This window comes from Thermatribacter velox (genome assembly GCF_038396615.1).
Classification (GTDB): Bacteria; Atribacterota; Atribacteria; order Atribacterales; family Thermatribacteraceae; genus Thermatribacter; species Thermatribacter velox.
Genome location: NZ_CP121689.1, coordinates 1,217,371 through 1,233,571 on the forward strand (window position 1 = coordinate 1,217,371; position 16,201 = coordinate 1,233,571).

The following is a 16,201-nucleotide window of genomic DNA, read 5'->3' on the forward strand; positions in this document are numbered from 1 at the left end:
CTTTTTCTACCGGTCTTTATTTTTGAGCGTATTTATTACTGGGCTCTTTTTGCTGGTTGGCTTCCGCCTTTTTTCTCTTCAAGTAATCAATAATCATTTTTATTTGGAAAAGGTGGCTCAGCGTCTAAGGATAGAGGAAATACCCGCTCCGCGCGGTGAGATTGTAGACCGTGAGGGAAACGTTCTTGCTCGAGATGTTGAAACCGTATCCCTTTATGCCTATCCAAAGATAATAAAAGACCCGGAGCAAACAGCCAGGGCACTCTCTCAGATACTAAAAATTCCCTATACAGAAGTTTACCAGAAACTGAATTCCGAATTGAGTTCAGTACTCATCGTCAAAAAGGCTCCAGCTACAGTTTGTGAACAACTGGACAGGATTAAATTGCAGGGTATTGGCCTGGTAAGAGAATATGCTCGTTTTTATCCTCAGGCTCCTAACGGAAGCAATCTTCTGGGGTTTGTAGGCACTGACCATCGGGGTCTGGAGGGACTGGAGTTTGCTTTCAACAAACTGTTGTCCGGAAAAGCTGGATACCGCATTAGTGAGAAAGATGCACTGGGGCAGGAAATTCCGACCACTATCAGGGAAATTCCACCTGTGCCCGGGAAAAATCTGACAATCACCATAGACAGCACCATTCAGTTTTTTGCAGAGAGAAGGTTACAAGAAGCAATTGCTCGAACCAATGCCAAAAGGGGAGTGGTTATCGTCAACAATCCCCAAACGGGAGAAATATTAGCTATGTGTTCTTACCCTGGTTATGATAATAACCACTTTGCAGACTATCCCCGTGAAAACTGGAAGAATTTAGCTACTGCCTTACTTTTCGAGCCGGGGTCCATTGTAAAGCCCCTCATAATGGCTTTGGCACTTGAAGAAGGAGTGGTAGATTCTGAAGAAGAGTTTTATTGTAATGGTTCCATAAAGGTCGGAGGACACCGGATTAGGGACATTAAATCTCACGGTAAAGAAAAGCTGGAAGATATCATTATCAACTCTTGTAACACGGGCATCATAACCATAGCGATGCGCTTGAATCCAGAAAAAATCTACGCTTATTTAAAAGAACTGGGACTGGGACAGAAAACAGCCCTAAATCTTCCCGGGGAAGAGACCGGTATTTTGCGTCCCCCAAAGCAGTGGTCTGGTCTTTCTCCAGCAGCTATATCCATAGGCCAAGAAATCATGACTACCCCTCTTCAGATGCTGGTGGCTCTTTCAGTAATTGCCAATCAGGGTGTATTCGTGCCCCCTCGAATCATCAAAGACAGCGATTCTCTTTCCAGTCTGTCGGAGAATGGCACCTTAGCGAATAAACGCGTAATTTCCAAACAAGCAGCGCAGAAAGTGTTGAGCATGATGGAAAAGGTGGTACAAAAAGGAACTGGTATTAAGGCTTCGCTGCCGGGTCTCCGCATTGCAGGAAAAACCGGCACCGGGCAAAAGGTTAACCCTGATGGTCGCTATGCCAACAATAAATTTGTTTCTTCTTTTGTGGGCTTTTTTCCTCTTCCCCGGCCAAGTTTTGGTATTATTGTAGTGCTCGATGAACCTCAAGGTGAATATTATGGAGGAGATACGGCGGCTCCTGTTTTCAAAAACATCGCTCAGGACATAGCCGTATACAGTAACATCATGCCAGAAGACGCGGAGGTAAAGACGATGTGAAAGTGAAAGATTTCGTGGGGCTTTTCCCTGTTTACAAGGCAAAAAACATAGTTGATCCTGAAGAGGAAATTCTGGGTATTGCCATAAACTCTAAAAAGGTAAGACCCCGTTTTGCTTTTTTTGCTATTCCGGGTAACAACGTGGATGGACATCAGTACCTTCAGGAGGCGCTGGAACGGGGAGCAGGGATTTTGATAGTGGAGAGAAGCTCTTCCTTGCCAAAGCAGGAAGGGGTATCTTGGGTGCTCGTTGAAAGAGCTCGGGATGCGCTGAACGCAATAGCCGGTCCTTTCTTTGGTAACCCTGCTCAAAAGATGCGAATCTTTGGGGTAACTGGAACCAATGGGAAGACAACCACTTGTTTCTTCCTAAGAAATATCCTGGAAGCATCGGGAACTCCCTCGGGTCTTCTCACCACCTGCTTGAACGCTATGGGGCCTCTGGAACTTGAGCCTGCAAACACCACTGAAGAATCGATAAACATCCAGGATCACCTTCGTACCATGGTAGAGATGGGCATTCGGAATGCTGTAATTGAGGTTTCTTCACACGGTCTGGCCCTGGGAAGACTGCAAGGTGTGTCATTTGATTATGCAGTGATAACCAACCTTATTCCGGAGCATCTTGAGTTTCACCGTAATTTTAAGGATTACTTTCAGAGTAAAAGGAAGCTGTTTCAAATGCTTGAAGAAAATTTTGATAAGCCCTATCCCCGCATGGCACTTTTTAACGCGGATGATCAGAATTGCCGAAAAATGTTCCAATCATTGGGAGTGGCTCGTCTTGGCTTTGGTTTGAAAGAAAAAGCGGACATCAGCGCTGAGTGCATCGAATATTCGCTTTATCAGACCAGCTTTGTTATGCACACTCCATGGGGAAGGATGAAAGTCGTCATCAACTTTCCTGGAGAACACAACGTGTACAACGCACTGGCTGCTTCGGGGATAGCTCTTGCAGCCGGTGTACCTCTTGAAAAGGTTGGGGAAGGCCTCGAAAATACCAGAAAGATACCTGGAAGGTGGGAAAGAGTAGAAAATAAAAAGGGTGTAGAGATAATAGTTGATTTCGCACATAACTGGCATGGCTTACAGAAGGCTTTATCTTTAATTCGTGAGCATGCAAAGGGTAAACTGATAACGGTTTTTGGATGTGGGGGAGAGCGAGACCGTGCTAAAAGACCGCTGATGGGTAAAGTTGTTGCCCAATACAGTGATGTTTGTGTCATAAGCACCGACAATCCTCGCAATGAAGACCCGATGCAAACCATTCAGGATGCTCTGGAGGGTGTGAAAGAGATAGCTGGACAAAAAGCAGTAAAGTACTACGTTGTGCCAGATCGCAGAGAAGCTATACGCAAAGCCTTGAAGGAAGCACAAAGAGGAGATGTTGTTTTCCTTGCTGGAAAGGGACCCGAACGCTTTCAAATAGTTGCCAATCGTAGCTTTCCCCATAATGATTACCAGGTTGCCAAGGAGCTTTTGAGAGAAGATGAAGATTAGTGTTGAAGAAGTTGCAACAGCTTTTCAGGTAGAACCCGCCCAAAGAGGTGTTAATGGATTTTTCGAAGGAATCGCCATTGACAGTAGAGAATGTAGAGCGAATCAGTTGTTCTTTGCGCTTCCCGGTCAGAAAAGCGATGGCCACTACTTTGTAAAGGAAGCGCTGGATAAAGGTGCCAGCGGGCTGGTGGTGCAAAAGGATCTCTCTTCAACGGTTCAGAAAGAGGTCTACGTTTTCAAGGTAAAGGATACCGTCCAGGCATTGAAAAAGCTTGCTGAACGAATAATCATCAAATATCCCAAGACCAAAATAGCCCTAACTGGTACCGTTGGTAAGACCAGTTGTAAAAACTTTTTGTATCAGATTTTGGGTAAAAATTTAAATGTAGATATAACCCCCAAAAGCTACAACACCCTGATAGGCGTCTCCTGGTCGGCGTGCAACTTTCGAGAAACGAGTGACCTTTGGATTTTCGAAGCTGGCATCAGCCAAAAAGGCGAGATGGCAGAGCTTTCCCAAGTTATTAAGCCTGAGATTGTGATTTTTACAGCCTTGGGGAGGGGGCATCTTGAGGGCTTGCGCAATGAAGAGGAAGTAGCATATGAAAAAGCACAGCTCATGGGTGAGTACACCAAACTTGCTTACCTTAACATCGATAATACCTGGTGGCCAATTATTAAGCAAGAGGCCTTGAAACACAAAATACCAGTGATAACTTTCGGTCAGAACCCTGAAAGCAGGCTCCGAATTGCACATATTGAGCTAAAGCTGGATAGCATGAAAAGCTGCTTTCAGCTTCTGTGGGGAAACAAAAAGATCGCTAACTACCAAACACCTTTGCTTTTTCCTGAATTGATCTCTCTGCTTGCTCCAGTCATTGACATTGCTACCAGGTTGGGAGTACCTCAAGATACCATATACGAGGGCATCGCCCAACTAACCCTGCCAGCAGGAAGGGGTAACTGGTTCCGCTATAACCAAGGCATCGTTTTCAACGATGCCTATAATGCTAACCCGTTATCTTACCGAAAGATGCTCAATCTTCTTACCAGATTTTCCAGCTTGCAGATGGAAACCTGGCTCGTTGCTGGAGACATGCTTGAGCTGGGAAGTTACTCTCTGGAAGAACACCTGAAACTGCTCAAGAGCATTGCCGAATCACCTATTAACAAGGCCATCCTGCTTGGAACGCAAATGCATCAAGCTTATTGGGAACTAACCAAACAATTCTTCTCCAAAAAAGAAAAGTTTCAGCTTGCTCATTCTCACCAGGAGATTCGAGAAATTCTGGTTGAAAACCTGTCTTTTAGAAAAGATAAGTGGGTGGTAGCTTTTAAGGCTTCACGACAAATCGAAATAGAAAAGGCCATTCCTAAAGAGTGGAGGCAAAACGAATGTATCCGGCTCTAAAAGAAGTTGTGCTTTTATTCCTGGTCAGTTTTGCGTTGAGTTTTGCCATTTTCCCCTTTTACATTCGCTGGCAAAATAAAAGAAAGGTAGGCCAGAAAATCAAAAAGGAAGGGCCAGAATTGCATCTCCACAAAGAAAACACGCCCAGTGGAGGTGGTGTGGTCATTGTTTTGATAACCACCCTGGTTGTTTTGCTGTTTTCTGGAACAGCTGGTCATTCATTCCTTATTCCTGTTTTTTTGGGAACTCTGGGCTTCTTTGGAATAGGTCTCATTGATGATTTTCTGAAAACCTTTTATAACCATCCCTGGGGAATAAAAGCCAGGAACAAACTGTTTTTCCAGCTCCTTTTCAGTACCCTGATAATGGTTCTGGGTAAAAGCGTCTTCCCTGCCCAGGTGGGCATTCCTTTTTCTGAAAAACAGTTTACTTTAGCACCCTGGTCCTTTCTTCTTTACGGAATTTTCCTTTTAACTGCTACCACTAATGCTTTTAATATAACCGATGGTTTGGACGGCTTGGCTGGAGGGTGTGGAATGTTAACCATGCTTTTCTGGGGTAGCTTTTTCCTTCTCAAAGACTTGCCCCAGTATGCAGGGTTTTGCTTTGCGATAAGTGGCTCGTTGATGGCGTTTCTATACTTTAACGTTTGGCCGGCAAAAATATTTATGGGAGATTCGGGGTCTCTTTTTGTGGGTGCTCTCATTGCTGTAGCGGCTTTATTATCGGGACAATCTCTACTGCTCGTTTTTTCAGGCATTATTTACATCGTCGATACGTTGTCAGTGATAATCCAAGTTCTTTACTTCAAGCTTTTCAAAAAACGGGTTTTTCTCATGAGTCCAGTTCACCATCATTTTGAGCTCAAAGGGTTGAAAGAAAGTGCGATAACTGCTCGTTTCTGGATTGTTCAGGCCCTGGGTTGCTTGTTAGCTTTTTATGGAATGGGGAGATAAAGATGAGCGATTATCTGGTGATAGGTTTGGGAAAAGCAGGTGTTTCGGTTGCCAGATTGCTTCTCTCAAGAGGAGAAAGGGTCTGGGCAACGGATGATTATAAAACTATTCACGAGCTACCAGCTTTTCTGGCTCGAAATCCTAACTTCTCTTTTCTGATTAAATCAGAATGGCAAAAAGTAAAAGATATTCCCCTTGCAAAATGCATTGTAAGTCCGGGCATTGGGCAACATCCTCTTATCGATGAATTGTCTGGAACCAGGATACCAGTGATTAGCGATTTAGAACTGGTTATGGAAGAGTTGAAAATTCCCACCATTGCCATAACCGGTTCCAACGGAAAGAGCACAACCACTGCTCTGGTAAGCCATATCTTCAAAGAAAATGGAATTTCGGTCTTTACGGGAGGGAATTTTGGAACGCCAGCTGCTGAAGTCCTGCTTGGCGAGGCTGCTTTCGAGTGGGCAATTCTGGAAGTAAGCAGTTTCCAATTGGAAAGGGTTATCAACGCTCGCTTTCACATTGCAGCCCTGCTCAACATATTCCCCAACCATCTTGACCGACATGGAGACATGGAAAACTATTTTTCTGTCAAGCGAAAAATATTTGTGAACCAGCGAAAAGAAGATATAGCAGTTATTAATTTGACCCATCCTCAATGGGTAACAAAGAATATCCCTGATCTGAAGTCCCAGCTGGTAACCTTTTCGGTGACTGGAGCTCTGCAAGAGGGTTTCTTTATAGACCAGAATCAACTGTGCGAAAAGAAAAGTGGAATCAAAAAAATCCTTTTTCATATTTCGGGCTGGAGTCTTCCTGGTAAACACAACCTTGAAAATCTGACCTGTGCGACAGCGATTTGTCGTCGAGCTGGAATAAGCCCTGATGCAATAGCTAATTCTCTGCATAGCTTTCGGGGATTGCCTCACCGTTTGGAAAAGGTATGTGAAATCGAAGGAATAACCTTTTTTAACGACTCCAAATCAACAACGCCTTCAGCAACCAAGGTAGCACTCGAAGCCTTGAACAAACCGATAATTTTGATAATGGGAGGCAGGGCTAAGGTAAAAGATTTTTCTGAACTTACAGCACTCTCTGAACCGGATAAAGTCAAAGCTATAATCCTCTTTGGAGAATCAGCACCACTCCTTTACCAGTCCCTGTCAGGTTTTTATGACCTTTCACTTTGCAGCGACCTCGAAGAGGCGGTGCAGCAGGCTTTTCTCAAAGCCTCGAAGGGGGATTCCATTTTGCTCTCCCCGGGTTGTACCAGCTGGGATCAGTACAAAAACTTTGAAGAGAGGGGAGAACATTTCAAAAACATTGTCCATGAACTTGTCAAAGGTTGACACTCAAAAAATGTCATCAACCAGTTTAAGCAGGGTAGGAGAGCACTGGCTTGCGCGCTGGAAGTCAGAGCCACTGCTTTTCTGGAGTATAGTGATTTTACTATCGTTAGGTATCATTATGGTTTTCAGCGCCAGTATGACTACCAGTATATATGCTTACCACGATGCGTTGTTTTTCCTAAAAAGGCATCTTTTTGGTGTTTTGCTTTCTTTACCCTTTTTTCTTCTTGGTTCCCTGTTTCCTCTTCAGAAGCTTAGACAACTGAGCTCGAGAATTCTTCTACTTAACCTTTTACTACTTTTGATGGTTTTTGTTCCAGTCATTGGACGTGAAGGGGGAGGATCGGCGCGCTGGCTTTCATTTGGCTCACTTAACTTTCAGCCATCGGAGTTTGCCAAGTTTAGCGTTCTGCTTTACCTGGCTTCTGCTTTAAGCACGCATCAAGAGAGAATCAAAGACTTTTGGTGGGGAGTTTTGCCCTCTTTTCTTATGATAGGCACCATATGCCTGCTTATTCTCCTTGAGCCGGACCTGGGTACTGCTTCCTTCATCATTGCGATAACACTAATAACGCTGTTTATTGGTGGAAGCAGACTTCTGCATCTCTTCGTTTGTGCTGGAGCCCTACTTCCCAGTGGCATATTTTTAATACTTTTCAGTGGTAAAGATTACTGGATGAGGCGCATAGAAGCCTTTTTCAACCCCTGGAACGATCCTCAAGGAAAGGGCTTTCAAATCATTCAATCTCTGATAGCGCTTGGTTCCGGTGGTATCTTTGGTAAAGGTCTTGGGGAAAGCAGGCAAAAATTTTTCTTCTTACCAGACCGACATACCGACTTTATTTTTGCTATTATTGGAGAGGAATTGGGTTTTGTAGGTGCCGTTTTGGTGCTCGTCCTCTTTTTGATAATCTTGTGGAAAGGCTGGAAAATAGCAACCAGCTCCAGAGATAATTTCCAAGCTGTTTTGGGGATGGGCATTACAGCCAGTATTGCACTACAAGCTTTTATCAATATAGGAGGAGTAACGGGGACTATCCCTGTTACCGGGATAACGCTACCCCTGGTAAGCTATGGAAACTCCTCTCTCATTATTACTATGTTTCAGATGGGTATGCTCTTTAACATAGCCTATGAGAATAAATTACGAAATGACAGGCTTTAACATCCTTATTGCTGCAGGGGGGACGGGTGGACACATATTTCCCTCCCTTGCAATAGTGGAGGAACTTCGGGAGTTAAATCCGGGAGGAAAAGTGTTTTTCGTTGGGAGTACAAGAAAGCTGGAAAAAGAACTTTTTGCGTCACAAAAGCTTCCCTTTTTCGCCATCAAAGCCAGAGGTTGGAACCGAACTCTGGATATTGACCTGTTGAAGGCCTTGGTTACCAATGCAGTGGGCATATGGCAGGCTTTTTATGTGATTTTGAAAACTCGTCCTAATGCTCTCCTCTGCATGGGAAGTTATCCCTCCTTGCTTACCGCTTTCTGGGCGAAAATTCTGGGTATTCCCATCTTTGTGCACGAACAGAATGCACTTCCGGGCATGGCCAACCGGATTGTAGGCAGGTGGGCTAAACGAATTTTCGTGTCAGTTCCTGAAAGTAAGCCTCACTTTCCACAGGAAAAAGTAGTTGTTACTGGAAATCCCCTGCGAAAAGACTTGCTGTGCTGGAAGAATCGTAAAACTGAAGCACGTGAAAAGTTAGCCCTGAAGCCCGACAACCCTACTATTTTAGTAATGGGAGGTAGTCTGGGAGCGGAAATAATAAACACTACTTTGTGGAAAATACTCGACGAGTTGGTTCGTGAATCATTTCAAATCCTCCATATTACCGGCAACCGAGACTTTGCCACTGCTTGTAAAATTACCTCTTCAGAGCGTTACCGGCCGATTCCATTTTCAAATTCGCCCGGCATTCTTTACGCTGCTTCTGATCTGGTCATATGCAGATCTGGTGCCAGCACAATTTTCGAATTGCTCTGGTTTGGCATCCCGAGTATCCTGGTTCCTCTGAAAGAGGCAGCCGAAAATCATCAATACTACAATGCGCTGTGGTTGCAAAAAAAGCAAAAAGTTGAAATAATTCAGGAAGAAGAACTTACTCCCAATTCTTTGAAAGAGGCTATTAAAAAGCTATATCAGTCAAGCAAAGAGAATACGAAGCAACGCCGGGAAGACCTGGACGTAAAAACGATCAACCCGAGTCTGGAAAAAGCTGCAAGAATCATTGCTGAGATAATTGTTGAAGATTTAAAAGGAGGAAAAAGTTTTGAATGAACTGGTAAGTGCGTTTACGAAATTGCCTAAAAACCTTTATTTCATAGGCATTGGTGGTACGGGAATGAGTGCTCTGGCCTTCATAGCTCATGAGATGGGATACCAGGTCAGTGGTTCGGATATAGTGGAAAATGAAGCTATTAATCGCCTGAGAAAGAAAGGAATACAGGTTTTTATAGGGCATTCTAAAGAGAGAATAAACCAGCAGGAAGCGATAGTGGTTTCTTCAGCAATTCCTAATGATAACGAGGAACTAAAAGAAGCACGGAGGCTAAATCTTCCAGTTATCCATCGTGGAAATTTGCTTGCTCAGCTATGCAGCAAGAAGAAAAGCATTGCTATTGCTGGAACTCATGGTAAAACCACCACAACTTCCATGATTTCTATGGTGCTGGAATGGTCAAATTTGGATCCCACGGTAGTTATAGGAGGCGAACTCGAAGATATAGGAGGCAATGCCAAAAGTGGCAACGGTGACTTTTTCGTGACCGAAACTGACGAAAGTGATGGGTCTTTCCTTTATTTGAAACCTTTCTGTGGGGTGGTAACTAACATAGAAGACGACCACATAGATTATTACGGAAGCTTTGAAAAAACACGCCAAGCCTTCGTTGGTTTTTTGAAAAGGGTAGAACGCAGTGGTTTTGCAGTAGTATGCGGAGACCGCCCTGAAATTCGGGAAATACTTGCGCAAGAGATATTCGATACCAAAATTTTTAGGTATGGCCTGACAAGTAACGACGTTGAGTTCCAGGCTCAAATTCTGGAAAAAACTTCTTGCGGGTTTCGCTTTCAGGTGAAAAGTCCTTCTGGAGTGATAGGAAAATTCGTTCTGAACATTCCCGGGTTGCATAACGTCAGCAATTCTTTGGCCTGCATTGCGACTACCCTACAACTCGGTATAGACACCAGATTCATCAAAGAAGCGCTTGCTTCTTTCAAAGGCGTAAAAAGGCGTTTTCAGAAAGTTGGAGAAATAGATGGCGCCACGATTCTGGATGATTACGCGCATCACCCTACTGAAATGGAGGTAGTCATCAAAACTGCCATGGAGCAGGCTCAAGGTAGGGTGATAGTGGTTTTCCAGCCTCACCGTTTCACAAGAACCAGAAGGCTCTATAAGAGAATGGCTCAAGTCCTTCAGAATACACACCAGGTTGTTTTGTTGCCGATTTACCCTGCTGGAGAGGCTCCTATAGAGGGGGTTTCTTCCGAGCTTATTTTGCGAGAACTGCTTGAGGCAGGATATTCCGAAGTCCGACTGGTTGAAGACTTTCAGGAAGTTACCGAGTACTGCTTGAAAATCATAAAACCCGGCGACATCCTTATTACCATGGGAGCAGGAGACGTATGGAAGATAGCTATTGCCATGTGCAGAGAAAGTGGCAAAATGTTGCTCGAGAGCTAAGAAGAAATCAGGTGGAAATAATTGAAAATCCCTTGCTTGCACACTACACCACCTGGAAAGTTGGAGGTAAGGCGCTTGCTATTATTAAACCTGCCAATCTGTCCCAGTTAGTTCGTTGCCTACGGTTGTTAAACGAAGAGGAGCTTTCCTGGAGAGTGATTGGTAATGGTTCAAACATCTTACCGAGAGACCAGGGATTTAATGGTGTAATAATCAAACTTGATGGTGAGTTCACTGGCATTAAAAGAAGTGCATCATCTTTTGTAGAGTGTGGAGGGGGAGTGCTCCTTAAGCAATTGATAAATTTTTCCATTAGAGAAAGCCTGACGGGTAGCGAGTTTCTAGTTGGCATTCCAGGTACTGTAGGAGGGGCAATTATCAACAATGCAGGGTGTTTTGGGCGGGAGGTAGCAGAGCTTCTGGATAGCTTAGTGATAGTTAATAGAGACGGTGAAGTGCTGAAAGTCAACAGAGAAGAAGTTGATTTTGGTTACCGCTACTGTTCTTTGCAGGGTAAAGCCATAATAGCTGGAGTTGTCCTAAATTTAAGTCCGGGAGAACGGGAGGCAATTAAAGATAGGATTCGTACTTACTTTCTGAAACGGAAGGAAACTCAACCTATTGAGTTTCCCTCCGCAGGAAGTGTTTTTAAAAATCCCCGCAATGGTTACGCAGCTTTGCTGATAGAAAAACACGGCCTCAAGGGTCTCAGACTCGGTTGGGCCCAGATATCCAGAAAACACGCTAATTTTGTGGTCAATCTGGGAGGGGCAACCGCCTCTCAGATACGGTATCTTATAGAATGGGTGCAGAAAGAAATATACTTGCGCGAAAATTTATTCTTGGAAAGAGAAGTGGAGCTATGGGATTAACAATAAAAGATAGGTTTTCCATTTTCAGGGATATCTTTTTTTTTACCTCCTTATAGGACTGGTTGCCTTTTTCGGTTTCAGCATGTTTTTTAGGAGCGCTGTTTTCAGAGTTAAGCATCTTGAGATAGTCGGCGTAGAGAATCCAGCAACTATAATAGATGTTCTTGACATGCCAAGCGGGATAAACATCTTTCGTGTAAAGGGTTGGGAAATCCAGAGAAAGCTTGAGTTGCTTCCCATGGTGAAAGAAGCTCGCGTGGAAAAAGTACTGCCTGACACACTGAAAATAGTTGTGCAGCTAAGAGAACCTTTTGCTCTGGTTGTAGTTGGAAATCAATCTTTTTGTGTAGATGAGCAGGGGCAAGAAATTCCTTGCTCCGAAGGTGAGCAATCACTAAAACCCTTGGTTCGTCTTCCCAGACTCGAAAGTATTTTACTTCGAGAATCCTTGGCGCTGGTGAGGGTCTGGCGGGAAAAGTTTCAGTCCCCCCTTGCAGAAGTCGAGGCTATAAATGAGAAATTGTTTATTTTAAAACTTCAAAATGGTATATTTATTAAATGCGAGAGTGCCAGCAATTTAGAGCAAAAAGCTCTGGTTCTTGAAGCTGTTCTCAAAGATGCCGTGATTCAAGCCATCCAGGTTGGAGGTTTTGATATACGCACTGGTGAAGAAATTTTTGTTATTCCTTCTGGTGGAGAGAAATGAAAATCTGGAACCTTAAAGACAGGAGCAACCAGATAATCGGAGCTATAGACGTGGGAACGACTAAAATCTGTGCTCTCATTGGCAAGAAAAAACAGGAAGGCATAGAGATACTGGGCATAGGATTAAGTAGCGCTAAAGGCATTAGCAAGGGGAATATTATCGACATTAAGAAAGCCTCTCGGGCAATCAATGAAGCGATTTTCTTGGCAAAGGAAATCGCACAGGAGGAGCCGCAGATTTTCCTGGTCAGCTCTGCTGGCAGTTATTGGAGTTCGGCCAATGTAGAAAACGAAATTCTGCTGGGTAGAACTGGCAAAGAGGTAACTCTAAAAGAAGTAGAGAAGGTTATCCAGGGGGTAAAAGCTCAAGTTGACCTTACAGGGAAAAAGGTCATCCATCTGCTTCCTCAGGCTTATCAGCTTGATGAGCAAAAGGGAATTACCAATCCCCAGGGAATGATTGGCACCAGGCTTAAAGCATATGTTCATTTGATAAGCATTATGGATACCCAGTATCATAACCTTCTGAAGAGCTTCCAGGAAGCGGGTGTGGAAGTTTCTGAACTGGTGTTTCAACCTCTGGCTTCTGCTGTTTCTGTCCTCACGCCGCTTGAGCGAGAAATGGGTGTCGTGCTTGCAGACATTGGAGGCGGCACCACTGATGTAGTAATCTTCCACAGGGACGTGGTCAGATATTCTGCAGTGATACCGCTGGGAGGAGAACATATTACTTCGGACCTGGCGATTGGCCTGAGGACTACTAAAGAAGAAGCTGAAACTATCAAGGTGCAACATGGTTGCGCTTTCAGCCACCACTTGAGTGAAGAGGACACTATTGAAGTAAGAGATCTGGGAAGTTCCTCTCTTCAATCTATAAGCAGAAAACTCATGTGTCAGATAATAGAGGCCAGAGCCAGGGAGATTGGAACTTTCTTGGCAAGAGAGATTCGTAAATCGGGCCTTTACCGTTCTCTGAAAGGAGGATTGGTCATTACAGGGGGTGCGGCAGCTCTGGAAGGCTTTAGCGACCTCCTTAGTGCGGTTACTGGTTTGCCTACTCGGATCGGTGTGCCGGAAAACACAAATCTTGATGGTATGGTGCAAACTCTTTCCCATCCCATGTTTGCTGCTGCTTGTGGTCTTCTACAGCTGGGAACGTTTTTAGGTTCTTCTCAGGATAGTACGAGGTTTTTCTTCCACCGTCAGGCAAATCAAGGTAAAAACTTTCTTCAGCAGTTAAAAGATTATTTTATGCTGGAATAGAGTGGAGGACAGTCTTATGGCCAGTACAAAAAATAGAAGAATGAAAGAGAGTAGTGACGTGAAGATAAAAGTCATTGGTATTGGTGGTGGTGGTGGCAACGCAATTAACCGCATGATTGAAGCGGGTCTTGAAGGCGTCCATTTTGTGGCTATGAACACCGATGCTCAGGTTTTGAGCCGTTCTCTTGCTGAAACCAAGTTACAAATAGGAAAAAAGCTGACTCGAGGTCTTGGAGCTGGAGCCAATCCGGAAATTGGCAGAAAAGCTGCCGAAGAAGATAGAGAGCAAATATACGAACTTCTTGAAAAAGCAGATATGGTGTTTATCACTGCAGGAATGGGAGGAGGTACTGGTACCGGCGCTTCACCAGTGGTGGCCTCTATAGCTAAGGAGCTGGGCATTCTTACTGTGGCAGTGGTTACTAAACCTTTCGCTTTCGAAGGAGGGAAAAGAAACCGTCAGGCTAAGGAAGGAATAGAAAACCTGAGAAAGGTAGTTGATGCGCTCATTGTCATTCCCAATGATAAACTTCTGGAGATAGCGGACCACTCGACTTCAGTGGTTGAAGCGTTTCAGATGGTCGATGAAGTGCTCCTGCAGGGAGTAAAGAGTATTTCCGACTTAATCAATACACCGGGTTTGATCAATCTCGACTTTGCTGATGTAAAAGAGATTATGAGTAATGCAGGAACTTCCCTGATGGGTATTGGCAGAGGAACTGGTGAAGGCAGGGCTAAGGAAGCGGCTCAGAATGCCGTTCGTAGTCCTTTGCTCGAGTCTTCTTTTGAGGGAGCAAGGGGCATTCTTTTCAATATTACTGGAGGAGCCAATCTGGGTTTATTTGAAGTAAAGCAGGCAGCCGATATCATTACCAAGGCAGCCTCCAATGATGCACACATAATCTTTGGGGCAGTAATCGACGAAAGAATAAGAGATGAAGTGAGAGTTACGGTTATTGCTACTGGCTTTGACCAGCAAAAAGAGAAAAGCGACAAGAAAGAAAAAGACGACGCTGCCACCTTTTCACCAGATGACCTTGATATACCAGCCTTCTGGCGAAAGCAAAGTTAGAGTAGCACATGCCTCGGGCCAAAGGAGATAAGAAGGAAAGGCTCACTTCCTACACCGAAAAAGAACTGGGTATCAGGCTTGGTTCCAAGGGTGGAGCTTTTTCCTTCGTTCTCTGTTTTCCGGGAGGCTATTCTCTGGGCATGGCCAATCTGGGTTTTCAGACCCTGCTCTATACCGCTTATCGGGTGCCTGAGTGGAGAGTGGAGCGAGCATTTCCGGAAACTTTACCCCGTTCTCTGGAAAAAGGAATACCCTTGACCAACTTTAACCTGGTGGGGTTTTCGGTCCCTTTCGAAACAGACCTGCTTAAGGCGATAGAGATGCTTCAAGCTTCAGGTATTCCTCTCTTTTCTCGAGAGAGAACCGATCGTGACCCATGGGTTGTTTTTGGTGGAGTAGCAGCTTCTCTGAATCCGGAAATTTTTGCTCCCTTTGCGGATTTCCTAATTGTGGGAGAAGCCGAAGAAACTTTCCCCAAGGTTCTTGAAAGTTTGGGGAATTCTTTCTCAAGCTCCGAAGACAGAAAAGAAACCAAGTTGCGGCTGGCTCAGTTGCCTGGAGTGTACGTGCCTGAATTTGTCGAACCGGTGTACAAAGGAGATTTCATAGTGGATTTCAGCCTAAAAAATGGAGTTTCTTCCTTGCCCGTAGTGGCCCAGAGAACTGATGTTGACGCTTTCGGGGCACACAGCTTTATCTATGCTCCTTGCGGTTACTTCAAAAACACGTTTCTGGTGGAAATAAGCAGAGGATGTAAATATGCCTGCAAATTTTGTGCCGTAAGCAAGGTTTATGCTCCGGTACGATACAGAAACTTAGACCGAATTAAGCAGAGTTTCGAATATGGACTTCAATTCACCCACAAAATAGGTTTGGTCGGTTCGGACATCCTTGGACATCCTCAGATTGAAGAAATCCTAAGTTTTCTTCTTCAAAAGAAGGCCAGGGTAACCACTTCATCTCTCAGTGCCTTGATGCTTTACAAGAAAAAGGAATTACTTACTTTGCTTGCCTCCCTTCAGCATGAAACCATTACCCTCGCTCCGGAGTGCGGAGACGAGGAAGGTAGGCGCTTTCTGGGCAAAAACCTAAAGGACCAAGAGTGGCTGGATCTGATAAGAGAACTTCTGGAGAAAAAATTTAAAGTAAAATTGTATTTTCTTTTAGGACATCCAGTACTTTCTCCCCAGAAACACCTTGACTTTTTACGTACCATCATTGGCGTCACCGGAAGGAAAGAGTTGCTTTCGGTTTCCTATAGTTTCCTGGTGCCCAAACCCCATACCCCCTTTGAAGATTTGGAAATTCCAGACCTTGAGAAGTGGTTAGAAGAAAGCGAAGCTTTCCAAAAAGGCTTGCAACATTTGAAAATAAACTTTGCTGGAGAGAGTCCGAGGCTTTCTCTGGTGCAGCTTATTTTGTCAAGAGGAGACCGAAAGCTCGCTGAAAAGTTACCCCAGTTGCTCAATTACAGTCATCCCTTTTCTCTGGGTCACTGGCGTGATTTGCTCAAGGAACTGCAGAGAGATATAAGAGAATGGGCTCGCAACCCCTGGAAAGAGGGATTCAAGCCCTGGCAAACAGTCACTTTTTCTTTTCCGCAGTCCACATCTGGGATATTAATCCCTGGGTTTTGTGTCAACCCCACCGGAGATTGAGGTGAACCAGCTTGAACCCATCATCTGTAAAAGAAAACCTGGAAAAGATCTTTAGCA

Annotated in this window: 13 protein-coding genes; all 13 read left to right on the plus strand. The window is 44.4% G+C overall.

Going from position 1 to position 16,201, the window contains the following annotated elements; genetic code table 11:
• The first annotated feature begins 22 nt into the window (after window positions 1-22).
• Window positions 23-1,672: a peptidoglycan D,D-transpeptidase FtsI family protein gene (locus QBE54_RS06070; protein WP_369017310.1), complete on the plus strand. Its 1,650-nt coding sequence runs from the start codon at window positions 23-25 to the stop codon at window positions 1,670-1,672.
• A complete protein-coding gene (locus QBE54_RS06075; protein ID WP_369017311.1) occupies window positions 1,669-3,171 on the plus strand; it encodes a UDP-N-acetylmuramoyl-L-alanyl-D-glutamate--2,6-diaminopimelate ligase in 1,503 nt (500 codons plus the stop codon). The genes QBE54_RS06070 and QBE54_RS06075 overlap by 4 nt, the downstream gene beginning before the upstream one ends.
• Window positions 3,161-4,582: a UDP-N-acetylmuramoyl-tripeptide--D-alanyl-D-alanine ligase gene (gene murF, locus QBE54_RS06080; RefSeq protein WP_369017312.1), complete on the plus strand. Its 1,422-nt coding sequence runs from the start codon at window positions 3,161-3,163 to the stop codon at window positions 4,580-4,582. Before QBE54_RS06075 ends, murF begins: the two co-directional genes overlap by 11 nt.
• A complete protein-coding gene (gene mraY / locus QBE54_RS06085; protein WP_369017313.1) occupies window positions 4,567-5,538 on the plus strand; it encodes a phospho-N-acetylmuramoyl-pentapeptide-transferase in 972 nt (323 codons plus the stop codon). Before murF ends, mraY begins: the two co-directional genes overlap by 16 nt.
• A 2-nt stretch (window positions 5,539-5,540) precedes the next feature.
• Window positions 5,541-6,887: a UDP-N-acetylmuramoyl-L-alanine--D-glutamate ligase gene (gene murD / locus QBE54_RS06090; protein ID WP_369017314.1), complete on the plus strand. Its 1,347-nt coding sequence runs from the start codon at window positions 5,541-5,543 to the stop codon at window positions 6,885-6,887.
• Complete coding sequence (ftsW, locus tag QBE54_RS06095) at window positions 6,868-8,052, plus strand: putative lipid II flippase FtsW (RefSeq protein ID WP_369017315.1); 1,185 nt, start codon at window positions 6,868-6,870, stop codon at window positions 8,050-8,052. The genes murD and ftsW overlap by 20 nt, the downstream gene beginning before the upstream one ends.
• A complete protein-coding gene (murG, locus tag QBE54_RS06100; protein ID WP_369017316.1) occupies window positions 8,021-9,166 on the plus strand; it encodes an undecaprenyldiphospho-muramoylpentapeptide beta-N-acetylglucosaminyltransferase in 1,146 nt (381 codons plus the stop codon). The genes ftsW and murG overlap by 32 nt, the downstream gene beginning before the upstream one ends.
• Window positions 9,159-10,574: a UDP-N-acetylmuramate--L-alanine ligase gene (gene murC / locus QBE54_RS06105; RefSeq protein WP_369017317.1), complete on the plus strand. Its 1,416-nt coding sequence runs from the start codon at window positions 9,159-9,161 to the stop codon at window positions 10,572-10,574. The genes murG and murC overlap by 8 nt, the downstream gene beginning before the upstream one ends.
• Window positions 10,517-11,446: a UDP-N-acetylmuramate dehydrogenase gene (murB, locus tag QBE54_RS06110; protein ID WP_369017318.1), complete on the plus strand. Its 930-nt coding sequence runs from the start codon at window positions 10,517-10,519 to the stop codon at window positions 11,444-11,446. Before murC ends, murB begins: the two co-directional genes overlap by 58 nt.
• 82 nt (window positions 11,447-11,528) lie before the next feature.
• The gene (locus QBE54_RS06115; RefSeq protein WP_369017319.1) at window positions 11,529-12,152 is read left to right on the plus strand and encodes a cell division protein FtsQ/DivIB; all 624 of its coding nucleotides are present in this window, start codon (window positions 11,529-11,531) and stop codon (window positions 12,150-12,152) included.
• Complete coding sequence (gene ftsA / locus QBE54_RS06120) at window positions 12,149-13,414, plus strand: cell division protein FtsA (protein ID WP_369017320.1); 1,266 nt, start codon at window positions 12,149-12,151, stop codon at window positions 13,412-13,414. Before QBE54_RS06115 ends, ftsA begins: the two co-directional genes overlap by 4 nt.
• A 16-nt stretch (window positions 13,415-13,430) precedes the next feature.
• Entirely contained in the window at window positions 13,431-14,486 is a 1,056-nt protein-coding gene (gene ftsZ / locus QBE54_RS06125) for a cell division protein FtsZ (protein ID WP_369017321.1), read from the plus strand.
• A gap of 8 nt (window positions 14,487-14,494) precedes the next feature.
• The gene (locus QBE54_RS06130; protein ID WP_369017322.1) at window positions 14,495-16,144 is read left to right on the plus strand and encodes a radical SAM protein; all 1,650 of its coding nucleotides are present in this window, start codon (window positions 14,495-14,497) and stop codon (window positions 16,142-16,144) included.
• Window positions 16,145-16,201 lie beyond the last annotated feature (57 nt).

Bases quoted from the DNA above. Each gene is read 5' to 3' on its own strand.
- murF (WP_369017312.1), top strand. From the start codon at position 3,161: ATGAAGATTAGTGTTGAAGAAGTTGCAACAGCTTTTCAGGTAGAACCC.
- mraY (WP_369017313.1), top strand. From the start codon at position 4,567: ATGTATCCGGCTCTAAAAGAAGTTGTGCTTTTATTCCTGGTCAGTTTT.
- murD (WP_369017314.1), top strand. From the start codon at position 5,541: ATGAGCGATTATCTGGTGATAGGTTTGGGAAAAGCAGGTGTTTCGGTT.
- ftsW (WP_369017315.1), top strand. From the start codon at position 6,868: ATGAACTTGTCAAAGGTTGACACTCAAAAAATGTCATCAACCAGTTTA.
- murG (WP_369017316.1), top strand. From the start codon at position 8,021: ATGAGAATAAATTACGAAATGACAGGCTTTAACATCCTTATTGCTGCA.
- murB (WP_369017318.1), top strand. From the start codon at position 10,517: ATGGAAGATAGCTATTGCCATGTGCAGAGAAAGTGGCAAAATGTTGCT.
- QBE54_RS06115 (WP_369017319.1), top strand. From the start codon at position 11,529: ATGTTTTTTAGGAGCGCTGTTTTCAGAGTTAAGCATCTTGAGATAGTC.
- ftsA (WP_369017320.1), top strand. From the start codon at position 12,149: ATGAAAATCTGGAACCTTAAAGACAGGAGCAACCAGATAATCGGAGCT.
- ftsZ (WP_369017321.1), top strand. From the start codon at position 13,431: ATGGCCAGTACAAAAAATAGAAGAATGAAAGAGAGTAGTGACGTGAAG.
- QBE54_RS06130 (WP_369017322.1), top strand. From the start codon at position 14,495: ATGCCTCGGGCCAAAGGAGATAAGAAGGAAAGGCTCACTTCCTACACC.